Here is a 15,319-nt window from a genome sequence, read left to right on the forward strand (position 1 = left end):
TTAAAGAGAAAAATCAGAACCAGATCTAAATTTTCCCAAAAAACTCTTCTACAAAAGCCCTTATCTTATCCCTGACCATCCTCGTAAACTCCAGTTTTTCTTCTTCAGTTCCTTGAAAAGAGGAGGGATCAGGAAAGCTCTGGTGTAAATACTCCTTAGCACCCGGAAAGAAAGGGCAGGATTCCTTTGCCTGGTCGCAAACCGTCACCACATAGTCAAAGGTTTCACCGATGAACTCCTCAACGCTCTTAGATCTGTGGCCTGACATATCTATCCCAATTTCTTCCATAACCTTTACGACGTAAGGGTTCAGGCTTCCGGGTTTGGTGCCAGCGCTAAAAGCCTGAAACTTTTCAGGGTAAAGATGATTCAGAAAAGCCTCGGCCATCTGTGACCGGGCTGAATTGTGGGTGCAGATAAAAAGAACTTTCTTCTTCATAAAAGAATTATAAGGGATAGGAAACGAGAGTCTAAAATCAGTAAAACGACCTTTACCACTTAAAATATGCAGAAATTTTGCCGAAAAGAAAGAATCGCGCCTTCCATAAAAAGAATGAAAAGGAACCCCAAAGTATAGAAAATTCAAGCAAACACACTATTATTTTAAAAAACGGAAAATAAGGAGGATTTTATGGTAATTAAGAAACAACATGCAATATTGCTTCAAAAACTGTTAAAAGATGAGGAAAACAAACTTCCCTACACAGCCTTAGAAGAGGTGGACGAACTTGTGGCTCGGGAGCTGGAGCTTATGGGGCTTGTAAGATTCTCTGCCCCACTTCAGCTAACCCTGACTTACGTTGGACGAGACCTTGCCAACCTTCTCCGAGAATTGTACGAAATAGGTCCTCAGCCCTTTGCTGAGAAGGAAGAAGAAGTAAAAGGAAACATAGTAATCAGAGAAGCAAGAGGGCTCAATCCTCCTGAGGCTTGGGACGGTGACTTCCGTTTCCTCGGTTCAGAGATCATAGCGATGTTAGAGTCAGCTGACCTTGCAGGTCGTGTTGGACCAGAGGGAGTAGAACCCCTTATGGTACGCGGCTTGGCCTCCAGAGTTTATGACAGGGAGCGAAAAAAGGAATATGTAACCCTTACAAAACAGGGGAAGATAGCTTTAGAAATTTATAGAAATGCTGAGCCCAACCTGGAAATTGATGCCTCCTTAGCCGATCTTATACGGAGATTGCCCATGGGTCCTGCCGAGAGCTCCCGCCTTGTTGCTTCAGACCATGAAAAACACCTCCTCGAAGGGATGCGCCTTATAGCTTATTCCGTTCCCAAATCTGAAATTTTTGCCTTTACTGCCCTCGGCCAGGCAGTCAAGAGGACACTCACCCTTGGAGGATTTGGGGAAGGTGTTGTATTATCAAGGGATATCTTAATATCCTTAGCCGAATATTTAGACACGGAGAAATTGCCCGAATCTGCAATCACAATTCTACAATCCCTTGGCTACCTTGGACCTTCGGGAGAGCTTCTCCCTGCAGGTGAATTCGCTATGGAAGCCTTCCGTTTACTTAAAGACCGTCCACAGGGATTAGCAGTTGCCTTCGACTTAGAGAAAGATGAAGTAGATGTGTTAAAAGCAATTAAAGACCTGTGGGAAAAGGCCAAGAGTAATCCTGAGGAAAGGCCAACCTTTGATAACCTGAAAAAAGAGATGATAAAACGAAAAAGTGCCGAATACAAGATAATGAAGGAAAAATATGGCGAGAAATTTGAAGAAATCATAGAGGAGTACAGAGACATTGCCAGAAACTTCTTCTACGCCACAGACCTGAATGCCTGGTATGTTGAAAACTTCGATCTAAGAGCCTTTTTACATAGTTTAGAGAGTTTCCAGCTCATTAGAAGTGAAAAAGATGAAAAAGGAAAAGAAGTGTTCACCTTGACGGAATTTGGAAGAAAGGTTTTAGAAGACGAGGCTGAACAGGTCAGTGCCCCTGCAGTTAAAGCGATCACCACCCCGAGAAAGGCCTTCGCAGCACCCAATTTGGAGTGGTACAACCTCGCTCTCAAGGAAGGTTTGGTCGGGACTGGTGGACCTTCTCGCAGAGGTAACCTCTATGCAGACCTTGCTGAAAAGGTTTACAGACTGCCATTCCTTACAAAGTACGAGTACATGGTATTTTCAGTTATACCTGAAAAGGGCATAACATTATCGGAGATTTATGATCTATTGAAAGACGAACTCCCGGCGTGGAAAATAAGATTCGCTATCAACAAACTGGAAGCAAGGCGTTTAATTGAGGTACTTCCCGATGGAAATGTGGTAGAGACTGAAGCGGGCAAGTTGTTAGACCAGGCCTTACTCTCAGTTCCCAAGGGCGCAGGATTCCCGGTAACGCCAATTGTAGTAAGGGTATTACAAGCCCTTAAAAACGTGGGCACTCTGTATGTAAAGGAGCAAAAGGTGCGCATACTCCCACGGAATGTTGCAGAAGCAAAAAGGATATCAGGCCTATCCGACGAAACCTTTGCGGAGGCACTGCAAGTAGCACGACTTTTCGGATATGTTGGCTACAACAATTTAACAGATACTGGAATGATACTTTTAGAAGCGGTTGAAAAGATGAACACACCGGTCGCAACAAGGTATGTAGAAGAAAGTTATTAGTCTACTTTGTGGGGAATCTTAAAGGCCTGGAATAATGCAATCGATGTGATGTAAAAAAGTATCAATCTATTTAGTGGGCGCGGGCTACGCCCGCGCCCACAAGAAAATATTATTGTCCTCTAAAACCTCTCTAATCGCGATTTCAAATTCCATTAATCGCCGGGGTATTGACAGTACCCTCTCTTATAAGTATAATTTTCCAAATTAATGCGTTTAAAGATTCGTTTAAAATCAGAAAATGGAATATCAGTATTCCCCCTACATTACAACTCCTTAATTCAGGCCTTTATTTACAAGAACCTTGACGACTGGCTTGCGGAAAAATTACACAACGAGGGATTTAAAGATCCAGCCTCTAAGAGGCAAATAAAATTTTTCACCTTTTCACGTTTAATCCCATCTGAAAAAGCAAAGATAAGAGCAAAACATATAATCTTTCATGGAGATATCTATCTCATCGTTGCCTCACCTTACAATGAATTTATCCAGTCCTTTGCATCGAACCTGCTTAAGAAGAACAGTATAGAACTTGGTAACGAAATCCTCGAATTTGCCTCCATTGAAGTAGAGGCAACCCCAGAATACCAAGAAAAGGTTCTTGTAAAAACCCTATCACCCATTACGGTATATAGCACGGTCACAACCGCCGATAGTAGGAAAAAGGTCTATTATTACAGCCCCTTCGAGGACGATTTTGAAAAACTTCTTCTACAAAACTTAAAAAGGAAAGCCAGGATTTGGTTTGGTGAGGAAATAGAAGGAGGATCAATAAAGCCATACAAAGTAAGCAAAAAAGATGAAAGAATCCTAAATTATGATGGTTATGTAATAAAAGGGTGGGATGGTATTTTCGAACTAAGCCTACCCCCTAAGCTTTATCAGATGGCCTTTGAAGCAGGCCTCGGCGCAAAAAATTCTCAAGGATTTGGGTGTGCAGAAATTTGGAGGGAATGAAATGAAAGATACCGAGCAGGAAGTCTTCAAAAAAATATTTGGTTTTGATCCTTATCCATTCCAAGCAGAGGTATTTGAAAAGATAAGCAATCAAAAATATCCCCTTCTAATTAAGGCACCAACTGGGTCTGGGAAGACAGAAGCTGTACTCGCTCCTTTTTTATCCCAATTCTTAGAAAACAAATTTTACATCGCCCCAAGACTGATTTATGTATTACCAATGAGGGTTATGGTAAACAGCATAACTCAAAGAATCAATGAATACGCTAAAAGAGTCTCACCTTACATTTCCGTAAAAATACAGCACGGTGATATCCCCGACGCACCCTTCTTCATTGCAGATATAGTGGTCACAACCCTTGACCAGTTTGTTTATGGATTTGCAAGGGCGAGTCAGCAGGTTGGACACCATATCGATATGCCTGCGGGTGCAATTGCCTCATCTCTTGTCGTTTTTGATGAAGCCCATATGTACAGAGATGAGTTTACTTTCTCAATCATGAGAGCCATAATGGAAATTCTCTACGAAAGCAAAATTCCATTTGTTATTATGACCGCCACAATGCCTGAAAGTCTTGAAAAGAGCCTTTTTGAAAATATTAAAGACTACTCTAAGATAATTGGAGAAGATGTTGTAAGTTCGAAATTACAGATCAAAATTTGTGATGAACCTTTATATGCAAATAATGAGGTTAATATAGATGATGAGCTCTTAGGAATAATGAAGAAAAAGAAGACCCTTATAGTTCTTAATCAGGTTAAAAGGGCACAGAAGATATATGAAGAAATAAAAAAGAGGTTAGGATTAAATGAGAACCAGATCGTTCTTCTTCATTCAAGATTTACGAAGAAAGATAGAGAAAGACACGAAAATACTGCTTTATCTTTAATCCCTCACAAAGAAAATGGGGAAGTTAAAATTCCTGAAGGGGTAGGAATTGTTGTCTCAACACAAGTTCTCGAGGCAGGGATTGATTTTTCAGCAGAACTTTTATTGACTGAGATTGCACCTGCAGACTGTCTTGTTCAAAGAGCAGGAAGGTGTGCAAGATATGAAGGGGAAGAAGGGGAGATGATAATTTTCCCGGTTGAAGACAAAGAGGGATATAGACCTTATGAAAAAGAACACTTAGATAAGACAATTAATTGGCTGAGAGAAAGGTTGGATGAAAATCCAAAGTTTAACATTAAAAATTTCAATGAAGTTTTGTCTTTTGTTGATATTCTCGATTATCATGCTAACGATTTTGAAGCAAAGGACACACTGATAGATTTATATGAGTGTGTGCTGTATGCAGATACAAAGCCGCAAAATATTCAAGTAAGAAACGGAAAACCAGTAACACTGGTAGTAATCGATCTTTCTAAGGGGGATGGCAAAAAGAAAGAAGACATTATTAGAAACAGCATCCGTAAAATCGCAGCAAATTTAAGAGAAAATTCGATAGATATTGATATTGGTGTTGCACAGCAACTTCAAGATAATAAAGATAATAAAGTTTTAAAATACAAATTAAAATACGATCACAGCTCCAAAAATTGGGATTTTGAAGAAATAAGAGAAATTCAGCCTTTCAACATTTATATCATTGAAAAAAGCCATTATGATGAGAATTTGGGGGTAAAAAATGACACATCCTACTTTATATAGTGCACCAGAAGAAGAATACACAAAGCACGTTGAAGAGTGTTTAGAAAAGTTTGATTTTATCTTTCCTATCTGGGAGCATACCATTAAAAGAATTTTCTACTTGTATACCCACAATGAGATAAAGTTTTTATTAAGCCAAATGTTAATTTTCCATGATATTGGAAAATTAACTGCAAAATGGCAAGAAACTATTAACCGGGAAAGAAAAGAAAATAAAAAAATACATAAACCCTTTCATGCTCCAATCGGTGCAGCATATCTATATAAAAAGTTTACAAAAGAAAACGAAATGGATGATTTAAAAAATGCAATTGTCTTTGCCGTTGCCATTCATCATACTGACAGTGGGCTTCTTGGAGACAACATTGAAAGGCCGGATGTTCAGGCAATCCTTGAGGGAATTGTTGATTCTGACGGTAGAGTTAAATGGGCTGATGAGACGGAGACCTTGGATGAAGAATTCTTCCCAAAAGAGTTAAAGGAACTTACTATTGAAGATCTAAAAAACATGGCAAGGGGCTTAAGGATATGGGCGAGAAGCGGAGGAATTTTAGAACAGCACAAGAAAAGAATACAGGCAGCACTTATTCATCATATTTTAAAACTTTGCGACATCTCGGCTGCATCTGAAAGAAAAGAATATCAAAAAGAAGACGATGAAAATTATTTTGGGGGGTGGTTGATGGTGGAGGAGATAAACGGATATGTAAACAATATTCAAAGGAGAAGTTATGAAAATCAAAATCATAACACCCATTTGGACAGGAGATATTGATTTAAAAAGTGATTGGCTTCACTCCACTGGAATTATAGGTTCTTTAAGATGGTGGACTGAAGCCATTTTAAGGGGTATGCGTAAATTTGCCTGCGACCCTGCTGGAGATGAACGTTGCCCAAAAAAGATAAAAGATGAAATGCAATATTGTCCTGCATGTCTTATTTTTGGAGCAACTGGAATAAGGAGACTTTTCAGGCTGGAAATAAGTGGTGGAGAAAAGATATTTGATGGTGGAGCAATTAACATAAAACCTCAACAAAGAAACAGAGGATGGTATCTGGGAAGTGGTCTTAAAGGAGAAATTGATTTGAACATAATTCCACTGGATAGGGATTTTGATGAAAACCTTGTGCTCGTTCCTTTAGCTATTGCTGCAAAGTGGGGTGGCATAGGAGCCAAAACACAACATGGATATGGAGTTGTGGAACTGATAGATAAAATCGAATTAAGGTTTGAAAACTTCCAAGGTGCATTGGACAAAATCCTTAAAAGTGAACGACTTCGCAAACTAAACATTAAAGAAAGGAACGATACAAACGATGCACTGCCAAATATAAAGGAAATGTTTTTTGCGAAGGTTCAATTTGAGGTTCAAAATAATGACTGGTGGAAAGAGGTTGACGGGATAAAACCCGTTAGCAACGACCAAAGATTAGAGAAGTGGATAGAGACAGGTTCAGTTCCTATTTCTCCTGCGATAAAGAATTGGCTGAGATATGATGATGGTAAAAATTTGTGGCAAGATATGGACACAAATAAAAAGGAAAGAAAAGAAAATTGGTTGTTTGGAACCACGGATAGGGTTTGTTCATCCTGTTATGAAAAAGTAAATCAAGATAGAAATAATCGGCGAAACTTTTGGTGCTCTAATTGCAGAAAATCTCTTAAAAAGGAAGAAACTTTTGAGAGAGTTGCTTCAAAAATCAATGTTTCATGCGCCTACAGAATTAACAACACAACATGGGAATTTAGAATCTGGGGCTGGATTCCTGAAGGTTTTCAGGGATTTAATAGAAACAATTTTTTGAATAATTTAAAACAAGCATTAGATGGGAATGGCACGAGAACCATCCCGTGGACAAGTCTTTTAGGAAAATTTACAAAAAATCATAAACTTAAAGTCTGGCGAGAATTTAACCCTCCAAATGAAAGCGTTATTAACAATTATCTGCAGAGTCTTTTAGAAGACAAAGGAGGCAGTTGATGAGCCACGATTTTTATGTGGATTTTCGAATTCAAAGAAAAGAGGATATAGATCAACTTACTTCAGGTTCCGAAAAATATAAAGAATTAACTGATGTTTTATCAAGAATAATGGCTTTATTGTCAGCTTTTGAGAAAGAGGAATTTAGAAATTATGCCAAGGCTGGGGATAGAAAAAAGCCATCAGGCTTAAAAAGCCTCATTCATTCAAACGGTAATTATAATGACCAGCTAAGATACAAGTTATCTGAGGTTAAACTTCTCGGTATAGATTTGTCAATAGACATTTCAGAACTTCCACACGGAAGCTGGATTATTGAATTTCCCATCATCTTGAAAAAACCATTTATATCTAAGGATGATGTGCCTCTTTATATCATTGAAAACCCAGTCAGAAAAGATAAGGTATTTGGCGTGCCGTTTACATCTTCAATGGCTTGGAAAGGGAACTTGAGATGGACAATGATGAAGTCTCATCTGGAGCCAGTAGTAAATGATCCATCAAAGTTCGCTGAGATACGCTATCAGCATACCCTTTTATTTGGAACAGAGAAAGGAATGGAAGAAATGGCAAAGGGCTGGACAAAATATCTTGATGATTTGTGCCCCAATGCAAAAGAGGCTTACAGAAGCAAATTAAAAGAACGGTTTGGTAAAGATGAAGCTCCTTCTCTTACTGGAATGCTCTATTTCTATCCTACATTCTGGGACAGAATAGATTTGGAAGTTATTAATCCACACGACAGAAAGACAAAAACAGGCAAAAATCCTATCTATTATGAAGTTGTGCCCGAAGGTGCAAAGGGATTTTTCAGACTCGTATACTTGCCATTTTACTATTTGGGAGAACCCCTTCCTGAACTGAAAAACAAGGTACTCAAAGACCTTAAAGATGTCATAAAGGGCTTGGAAGAGATGATGTTAAAATATGGTTTTTCAGCGAAGAAATCCTCTGGATATGGGGTAATTGAAAATAACTGGGATAAAACAGAAAGCAGATTGATTATAAAAGAAATATCGGACGCCCACAAGTTTGGGAATTTTGATGAATTGAAAAAAGTTGTTGACAAAATAGAGGGGGGGACAAATGAGTAGTCTTCTTAAGAAATTAGAGGATAACAGGACTGCAATCCTTCTTGCGGAGATTGGAGCATACTTGCATTTACTTGGAAAGCTTTCAGAAGAGTTTATTCAGGCTCAAAGCCAAGCGGGCGGGGATTTTGGATATAGGCGAGTATGCGATAATAATCCACTGAGATTAAATTCCAATTTTTACAACTTTCTAACTGATAATTGGGTTAGAAGTATTTTTGATTCGATTAACAATGTTATTAACAATATCCCTCAATCAAATGTTTCTCCTGAGAATTTCTGTGAATTTGCAAAGTACCATCTAAAAAGGGATCTTTGTAAATTCAAAAATAAAGCTCTTCTCAAGATACTAGCTGCTGCTCATGATGTATCAGGCGCTGAAGAAAAAGACCTCCCATGGCAGCATGGTGATCCTAAACAAAAGAAAAAACAAGCAGATAAAAACAATACTTTCTCTGCCTCTGCCTTTGGATTAGAAGAAATCCCTATCGTATCTAAAAATGATATTACCAATATCAGAAACTCCTTAATAGCTGACATAACCCCTATTTTAGAACACATTAGATATAATTATTTTTCAATTGATGAAAATTGGTGGATTGAAAATTATCCTAAAATTATTTCCTATTTTAACAAGGCATACAAATGTACAGTAGGTGATACCCAGCGTCCAGTTAATGATGTTACTTTGTGGGATGCTGTCTCTCTTGCCGCTGCATTTCTAAAATCTGCACTTTCTAAAATGATTTTAGAAGGATGGTTTGAACCAATTGACTTCAATGATCATAACAAAACAACAGTAATTAAGTGGAAAATTCTAAGAATAAATGTGGATTATTATGCTCTTTTGGCAAAGGGTATAAAAATAGGGGATGTAATTGGTTATATGAATGCTATAACTGATTCATTTAATGAGCTTAAAAAAATTATTGAAATTAAATACCCTCTTGGAAACGAAATTTATAGGGATGGAACAGGAATCTATTTTAGTTTTCCTGATGTTGACATTTCAACTCTTGATTTTTGGAATGATTTGATTAATGAACTAACCCAAACAATGCAAAATTTTGAACCTGAAATCTCACCTTGTATAGAAGTAAGCAGAAGTATTCAAGACTTTAAGGATTTAACATCACAGAGATTTTCCGCTTTAAAAAATACCGCTTTTCCATATAGAAATAACCTTGTCCCCCAAAAATTTTCTAATTTACGGCCCAATACATCACCAAACTTTGAAGTCTGTCCGATATGTCGGTTGCGACTCATGGAAGAAAATTCGGATGGATGTGAACATTGTCTTGAAAGAAGAAAAAGACGGGCAAAAAATTGGATTGAACAACATCCACGGCAGACTATCTGGCTCGATGAGGTCTCTGATCACAATGATAGGGTTGCTCTTTTAATCTGTTCATTTGAGTTAACCGACTGGCTAAATGGTAATCTGATATCTACTCTATCAAAAAAGACATCTTCTTCTGGAAGAATCAGGCGATGCTGGGAAACAACACAGGAATTTATTCAAACTACCATTTTTAAAAGTATCCTTGATAAATATCCTTTTGGCGCCAATACCCCTTTTAATGAGTTAAGAAGAAAACGGATACAGATTACCATTGACCCTAACCCTGGTATCTCTGTCGGTGCAACACTGGATATAGACATTGATGGGGTAAGGCTCAGCCCTGTTTGTGTTGATAAAGAGAATGGGCTTTTTATAACCGAGACTAACCTCCAAATCCTGTCCAATAAGGGGAAAACACTAAATGAGATTGCTCTATGGATGCAGGGAAAAAATATAAAAATAAAAAGAGAGAACGATAATAAATGGCAAGAAGGATATAAAATATCAATGGCTAAGCCGGCAGACGACAGTTTTCAGGATTATAAACCTTATATAAAAATCTATGAATATCCTGATCAGTTTATGGCTCTTGTTCCTGCTTATGATGCGTTTGGTATTGCAAAACAGATTCTTGAGGAATATGAGATTCAATTTTCAAAGGTAAGAGATAGATTACCGTTTCATATAGGTATCATCGGCTTTCATCGAAGAACTCCTTTATATGTGGCAATGGATGCTGGCAAAAGGCTTATTGAAGCATTTAAGAATAAAACAAAAACAATAAATGCTAAAATTGACCCAATCGATGATGTATCTATCAATGAATTAGGTAAATATGTCCGACGATTAAAACTAAATCCTGACCCGTGTTATTCTTCTGTTCCGATTATCTGGCATATTTCTTATTCTACAGGTGACCCAAATCAACAGGATGAGTGGCATCCCTACATTAGATTTAATGGTAATAACCCCAATAGAGGAAATTATTCCTTTGACTATACTGGAAATGGCGATTATGTAGTCCATGTGAAAGAACTTAAAGTAAATGATTGCATAAAGATTGAAACATCTTATTTTAATCTGTCCTTTCTGGAAAACGCTTCTGACAGATTTAGAATTGGTGACGATTTGAGGCCTCTTGATGAGATCAAGCGGTTGGAGGATATATGGAATGAAATACAGAATATTGTTAAGTCAAAAAAACTCGGGATCTCTCAACTTTATGCTTACTGGGAAGAGGTAAAGAAAAGGTATGAGGATTACGGAGTGAATTCGGTTTGGGAGAATTTTGTAAAATCATCTCTTATCAATATTCTAAAATTATCCCCAGAAGAGGATAAAGAAGTATTTAATAAACTATTCCATGCAACCAAGGATGGGTTGCTGGACATTTGCTTATACTGGAACCTTCAGGTAAGGAAAATAAAACCTGCAAAAACACAGGAGGTTGAAAATGAGTGAGAATATGTATGAGATTAAAAAATATTACGCAATAACCCTTGATCCAATCCATATTGGCACGGGTGGGTCAAGGCTGGGAAGAGTGGATTTACCCATAATAAGAGAGCCAGGAACAAATCTTCCAAAGATACCTGGGACGAGTCTCAGTGGAACTGCAAGAGCATACACAGCAATAGCAACTAATAGATATTTGTGGAAAGATGGGGATACTGAATATTCCTGTGCTGGCCGTGGAGGTGGTGAAAAACACTGTGGAAAAGTAAATCCTGCCTGTCCAGTCTGTATACCTTACGGTTTCTCCAAGGGAACAGGCTATAGTATGCAAGGACTTGCCCAGTTCTTTGATGCTCATATCCTCTTTTTCCCGGTTGCATCAATGGCTGGTCCGGTATGGGTGACTTCACCTATGGCTCTGGAAGGATTAGGCTTACAACAGGAATTCCAAGCTCCTGCTGTTGGATTTTATCCATTGGGAGAACTGCTTAAAAATAAGTTAAACTTTGGCTGGCTTATGTTGAATAAAGGCACTGGTAAAGGAAATCTTAATGAATTAGACCAAAAAGGGATACCCAAGGTGGTTACACAGAGAGCAGTCCTTGTTTCAGATAATTTGTTTTCTTTGATAGTTAATAGCAATCTTGAAGTAAGAACTTCCGTTAGTATTGACCCACAGACGGGAACAGCGGAAGAAGGTGCTCTATTTACTTATGAAGCTATTCCAAGGGGAACTATCTTAAAATTTGAGATAGTCTACAATTCTGGAAAGACATTTAGAATTGCAGAGAAGGAATTAAAAACCGAAGGCAATGGAGATGTAGGTATTTCCTGGGTTAAGACTCAAGTAGAGAAAGGATTGAAACTTTTTGAGACCCTTGGCATTGGAGGAATGGGGACAAGGGGAATGGGACGATTAAAAGTTCTCAATCTTGAAAAGGAGGATTGCTAAAATGGAGAATTTGGATAGACTTTGTGCAGAATATGGATATAAATTTGCTGAAGAAATTAAAGAAACCTTCAATTCAGATGCAAAAAAAGCAGAATCATTGATAACAAAAGCTCTGGGAGTGTTACAAGAACAAGGTCTTTACGCCTTTGCGCTTTTCTGTAAATCAAGAGGGAGCAATGAAGAAAAAGGTGCTGAAAAGATGGAAGAGATAACCACAGGGTTATTAAAAGAACTTAGTCTTATAAGCAATGGCGATTTACTTGAAGAAATCAGAAAAGACGACGGGCTTGCCTCAAGGCTTGACGATCTTTTGCTTGCTATTCAGGTGCTGGAGAAATCTCTTATTTATGCCAAGTACCACGCAAAGGCTTTTGCAAATTCACAAGAAAAAGCTAATAACCAGAATTCCAAAGATAGCGAGGAGCAATAATGGGCTGGAGGCTCTTTAAATGGACATTTCGCTTGAAATCTCCACTTTATATCGGGTTCCACAAGGTAATGCACTTCTACAGGACAAGACCATATGTCCCTGGTAAACCTCTCTGGGGTGCTTTGACAGCAAAACTCACGCCACTTCTTGGATTAGATGACTATCAAAAAGTTGGAGAGTTTCTGAAAAAGGTGATTCGGCCGGGTTATCTCTATCCATATATAGAGAGTAACGAAAAAAGCGAACTGTATTATCCAAAATATACTGAAAAAGGTTTGATGTTTGGCCTCCTCTCTAAATATGAGTTTGAGAAAAGATTCATAAGTTCAATGGCATCTACTGCTATTGAGGCTCAATCCCTTACCGCTGAGGATGGGATGCTTCACGAAGTTGAATTCATCAGCCATTATACCATTGATGATGGAAAGCCAGTTTTTATGTCTGGGTTTATCTGGGTAAGAGAATTTTCAGAAAATGATATTTCACTTTCAATAAAGGATGAAGTAATAATAACCTGTTTAGAAAAAAAGGTTAAATTTAAAGACCAGTTAGCCAATCGATTGCAGCTCGGAGGAGAAAGAAAGTATGGGTTTGGACTGGTAGAATTACACAAAATTGTTGAAATCAAAGATCCAAAATTTAATGAATTACCTGGAGAATGGAAAGAGGAAAATGGCGAAGTGTGCATATCTTTGAAGAGAGACGACCCCATTTGGGCTCATGTAAAGCACTTTGAAAACTTAAAAATAAAGGGAGATATTGAATTATTAGTAGGTAGAGAATGGGACCCTGGCGAAGGTGCGGGGAAAAAATTGGAACCACTCGGTTTATGCTGGTCTCCCGGTTCAATTTTGCTTGAAGATAGAAAATTTATAGTTGATGGATTAGGCATATGGAGAGAAATATGACCTTAACCCTTTACACCCCTGCAACGGGTTTTCCTGATTTGGAAGTCAAGATTGCTTATGGATTGGCAAGGGTAGCGATTGAGGCGGTTGGAATAGAAAAGGTCTCTATACATAATAATGGTGGTTTTTATTCAGTAATAATTAATATTAGTGAAAGTGAATGTGGCAAACTTGATAAAACTTTTAATTTGGTTTGCAAACGATTGCTATCCTCTGAATATATTCCTCTAAATACTCCCGGGATTAAAAAGTCAGGAAAAGGTGGAGGTTTTGTTGGAAACATAACTTTTAAAGTTGATGATAATTTTTCTCTAAATGTGTATGGTCATCCTTTTCTAATGAAGAAAAATGAAAAAGACGAACCTGTTTGTGGACATGAATTAGAGAAGGTTGGAACTGTTTTAGGACTTGCGGCAGAATCTGGTTATCATCATTCAAGAGATAAACTTGACTCTGAGCCCAAAAAAGACAGGGGAAGATATTACATTGGGAGACCATCCAGTCCGAAGAGGCTCTGCAAAACCTGTGCACTTCTTGCACTTCTTGGAATGTGGTATGCCTCTTTTATCTTCTCTGTAGCTGATAAAGAGGTAATAGTGATTCCTATTCCAAATCAAGAACTCACTGGTTCCAAACTGCAAGAGATATTTGCTTTGCAACACCTGGTGAGAAAAGAATGGTTTAGTCAAAACATTCCTCAAATTCTTATTCCTCTTGTGTTTTTATCCAAAATTCCTTCTTCTGCAGATATTTTAGAAGGATTTGGTTTATTTGTTGCAGTTTTGAGCCGTCAGCAAGGATATCATGTTGACGGTATTTTCTTGATAGAGGTTGAGTATTATTTAGATTATATTAGGCAAACATCTTTTAACGTAGCAACAATAGATAAATTGCTCATGAATGGGGCATATAAAGCATTAAACGAATTAAACAATTCAATTTATTATCGCCGAGCTGATTCTTTACTCAAATTTGCTCGTTTATATGTTCAAGAAACATCTACAAACAATTGGACAAATCTTTTATATTTAGAGACAACAAATTACCTTTTAAGGGAGGTTGGTATGATACCATCAAATATAATTGAGAATCCAGCATTGCAAAGTCTTGCAAAAACACTAAGATATTTTATCAGGGAAAGAAAATATGGGTATGCGGATGACATTAGGAATGCGAGAAAGAACTCAAGGGACTTTGAAGAAACTATCGCAAAGATGTTACGGGAAGGAGAATTGAGAAGGGTGCAACAAGAACAAGATAGACAGGCAGGGAAAGAAGTTAAAAACTGGATTTATTTGCCAAACGAAGAAGAAATTAAAGAAGTATTCCGACTTGCCAATGAAGATTTTGAATCTACAAAGCTTGCACTTGTTATGCTTGCTTTTTCATTCCCTCCAAAGGGAACAGAGGAAGATATAAAATGAGGTATACAGACAGGATAGAAATTAATCCCGAAATCCTTGTTGGGAAACCTATTATAAAAGGAACTCCTATTTCTGTTGAGTTTATCCTTGCTAACGGCTGGGACACAGTGGAGACTCTTAAAAATTATCCTCAACTCACAAAGGAAGATGCCCTTGCTGCCATAGAATACTCCCTTGAGATTTTAAAAGAAGAAAAGGTTTTTAGTAAATGAAATTCCTTGCTAATGAAAACATATCTTTGGATCTGGTGAAAGAGCTCAAAAACTCAAACTATGATGTATGGAGAATGTATAAATTTAAAAAGGGGATAGTAGACCGCGATGTTCGTGATCTTTCCTTTAAAGAAGATAGAATTTTAGATACCTTTGACAAGGATTTGGGGAAACTGACAGTAAAAGAGAAGAAGGGAACATTGGTTATAATTTGGCTAAGAATACACCAAAATCTATTCAATATATTAAAGATAGACTCTTTTTGCTCCTTGAGAAAATTGAAGAATTAAAAAGGGGGTTA

At 37.7% G+C, this 15,319-nt stretch carries 14 protein-coding genes; 13 read left to right on the forward strand and 1 reads right to left on the reverse strand.

What is annotated here, in order from left to right; translation table 11 throughout:
* Window positions 1-25: 25 nt before the first annotated feature.
* Entirely contained in the window at window positions 26-439 is a 414-nt protein-coding gene (locus ABIM45_04060) for an arsenate reductase ArsC (protein MEO0239084.1), read from the reverse strand.
* Window positions 440-631: 192 nt separating this feature from the next.
* On the opposite strand from ABIM45_04060, the gene ABIM45_04065 reads away from it, so the two are divergent.
* The 13 genes from ABIM45_04065 (at window position 632) to ABIM45_04125 (ending at window position 15,308) form a co-directional block, all read left to right on the forward strand.
* Window positions 632-2,617, forward strand: a complete 1,986-nt coding sequence (locus ABIM45_04065; GenBank protein ID MEO0239085.1) for a DUF505 domain-containing protein — start codon at window positions 632-634, stop codon at window positions 2,615-2,617.
* A 207-nt stretch (window positions 2,618-2,824) separates the two neighbouring features.
* On the forward strand, window positions 2,825-3,571 hold the full coding sequence (cas6, locus tag ABIM45_04070; protein MEO0239086.1) for a CRISPR-associated endoribonuclease Cas6: 747 nt from the start codon (window positions 2,825-2,827) through the stop codon (window positions 3,569-3,571).
* 1 nt (window position 3,572) lies between these two features.
* Window positions 3,573-5,222 carry a CRISPR-associated helicase Cas3' gene (gene cas3, locus ABIM45_04075; GenBank protein ID MEO0239087.1) on the forward strand — a complete coding sequence of 550 codons (1,650 nt, stop codon included), beginning with the start codon at window positions 3,573-3,575 and terminating at the stop codon, window positions 5,220-5,222.
* Window positions 5,200-5,997 carry a CRISPR-associated endonuclease Cas3'' gene (locus tag ABIM45_04080; protein ID MEO0239088.1) on the forward strand — a complete coding sequence of 266 codons (798 nt, stop codon included), beginning with the start codon at window positions 5,200-5,202 and terminating at the stop codon, window positions 5,995-5,997. The genes cas3 and ABIM45_04080 overlap by 23 nt, the downstream gene beginning before the upstream one ends.
* Window positions 5,954-7,204: a type III-B CRISPR module RAMP protein Cmr1 gene (gene cmr1 / locus ABIM45_04085; protein MEO0239089.1), complete on the forward strand. Its 1,251-nt coding sequence runs from the start codon at window positions 5,954-5,956 to the stop codon at window positions 7,202-7,204. The genes ABIM45_04080 and cmr1 overlap by 44 nt, the downstream gene beginning before the upstream one ends.
* Window positions 7,204-8,298 (forward strand): CRISPR-associated protein, encoded by a 1,095-nt coding sequence (locus tag ABIM45_04090; GenBank protein MEO0239090.1) that lies wholly within the window; start codon window positions 7,204-7,206, stop codon window positions 8,296-8,298. The genes cmr1 and ABIM45_04090 overlap by 1 nt, the downstream gene beginning before the upstream one ends.
* Complete coding sequence (locus tag ABIM45_04095; protein ID MEO0239091.1) at window positions 8,291-11,098, forward strand: CRISPR-associated protein Csx11; 2,808 nt, start codon at window positions 8,291-8,293, stop codon at window positions 11,096-11,098. The genes ABIM45_04090 and ABIM45_04095 overlap by 8 nt, the downstream gene beginning before the upstream one ends.
* Window positions 11,091-12,044 (forward strand): RAMP superfamily CRISPR-associated protein, encoded by a 954-nt coding sequence (locus ABIM45_04100; protein ID MEO0239092.1) that lies wholly within the window; start codon window positions 11,091-11,093, stop codon window positions 12,042-12,044. Before ABIM45_04095 ends, ABIM45_04100 begins: the two co-directional genes overlap by 8 nt.
* On the forward strand, window positions 12,025-12,474 hold the full coding sequence (locus ABIM45_04105; GenBank protein ID MEO0239093.1) for a hypothetical protein: 450 nt from the start codon (window positions 12,025-12,027) through the stop codon (window positions 12,472-12,474). The genes ABIM45_04100 and ABIM45_04105 overlap by 20 nt, the downstream gene beginning before the upstream one ends.
* Window positions 12,474-13,382 (forward strand): RAMP superfamily CRISPR-associated protein, encoded by a 909-nt coding sequence (locus ABIM45_04110; GenBank protein ID MEO0239094.1) that lies wholly within the window; start codon window positions 12,474-12,476, stop codon window positions 13,380-13,382. Before ABIM45_04105 ends, ABIM45_04110 begins: the two co-directional genes overlap by 1 nt.
* Complete coding sequence (csa5, locus tag ABIM45_04115; protein ID MEO0239095.1) at window positions 13,367-14,806, forward strand: type I-A CRISPR-associated protein Csa5; 1,440 nt, start codon at window positions 13,367-13,369, stop codon at window positions 14,804-14,806. The genes ABIM45_04110 and csa5 overlap by 16 nt, the downstream gene beginning before the upstream one ends.
* Window positions 14,803-15,018, forward strand: coding sequence for a DUF433 domain-containing protein (locus ABIM45_04120; protein MEO0239096.1), 216 nt, complete (start codon window positions 14,803-14,805; stop codon window positions 15,016-15,018). The genes csa5 and ABIM45_04120 overlap by 4 nt, the downstream gene beginning before the upstream one ends.
* Window positions 15,015-15,308 carry a DUF5615 family PIN-like protein gene (locus ABIM45_04125; GenBank protein MEO0239097.1) on the forward strand — a complete coding sequence of 98 codons (294 nt, stop codon included), beginning with the start codon at window positions 15,015-15,017 and terminating at the stop codon, window positions 15,306-15,308. The genes ABIM45_04120 and ABIM45_04125 overlap by 4 nt, the downstream gene beginning before the upstream one ends.
* Window positions 15,309-15,319 lie beyond the last annotated feature (11 nt).

The organism is candidate division WOR-3 bacterium (genome assembly GCA_039803545.1).
In the GTDB taxonomy this organism is placed as follows: domain Bacteria; phylum Hydrothermota; class Hydrothermia; order UBA1063; family UBA1063; genus UBA1063.

Excerpts from the sequence above, each read along its gene's own strand:
- ABIM45_04060 (MEO0239084.1), bottom strand. The coding sequence starts at position 439 with ATGAAGAAGAAAGTTCTTTTTATCTGCACCCACAATTCAGCCCGGTCA.
- ABIM45_04065 (MEO0239085.1), top strand. The coding sequence starts at position 632 with ATGGTAATTAAGAAACAACATGCAATATTGCTTCAAAAACTGTTAAAA.
- cas6 (MEO0239086.1), top strand. The coding sequence starts at position 2,825 with ATGCGTTTAAAGATTCGTTTAAAATCAGAAAATGGAATATCAGTATTC.
- cas3 (MEO0239087.1), top strand. The coding sequence starts at position 3,573 with ATGAAAGATACCGAGCAGGAAGTCTTCAAAAAAATATTTGGTTTTGAT.
- ABIM45_04080 (MEO0239088.1), top strand. The coding sequence starts at position 5,200 with ATGACACATCCTACTTTATATAGTGCACCAGAAGAAGAATACACAAAG.
- cmr1 (MEO0239089.1), top strand. The coding sequence starts at position 5,954 with ATGAAAATCAAAATCATAACACCCATTTGGACAGGAGATATTGATTTA.
- ABIM45_04090 (MEO0239090.1), top strand. The coding sequence starts at position 7,204 with ATGAGCCACGATTTTTATGTGGATTTTCGAATTCAAAGAAAAGAGGAT.
- ABIM45_04095 (MEO0239091.1), top strand. The coding sequence starts at position 8,291 with ATGAGTAGTCTTCTTAAGAAATTAGAGGATAACAGGACTGCAATCCTT.
- ABIM45_04100 (MEO0239092.1), top strand. The coding sequence starts at position 11,091 with ATGAGTGAGAATATGTATGAGATTAAAAAATATTACGCAATAACCCTT.
- ABIM45_04110 (MEO0239094.1), top strand. The coding sequence starts at position 12,474 with ATGGGCTGGAGGCTCTTTAAATGGACATTTCGCTTGAAATCTCCACTT.
- csa5 (MEO0239095.1), top strand. The coding sequence starts at position 13,367 with ATGGAGAGAAATATGACCTTAACCCTTTACACCCCTGCAACGGGTTTT.
- ABIM45_04120 (MEO0239096.1), top strand. The coding sequence starts at position 14,803 with ATGAGGTATACAGACAGGATAGAAATTAATCCCGAAATCCTTGTTGGG.
- ABIM45_04125 (MEO0239097.1), top strand. The coding sequence starts at position 15,015 with ATGAAATTCCTTGCTAATGAAAACATATCTTTGGATCTGGTGAAAGAG.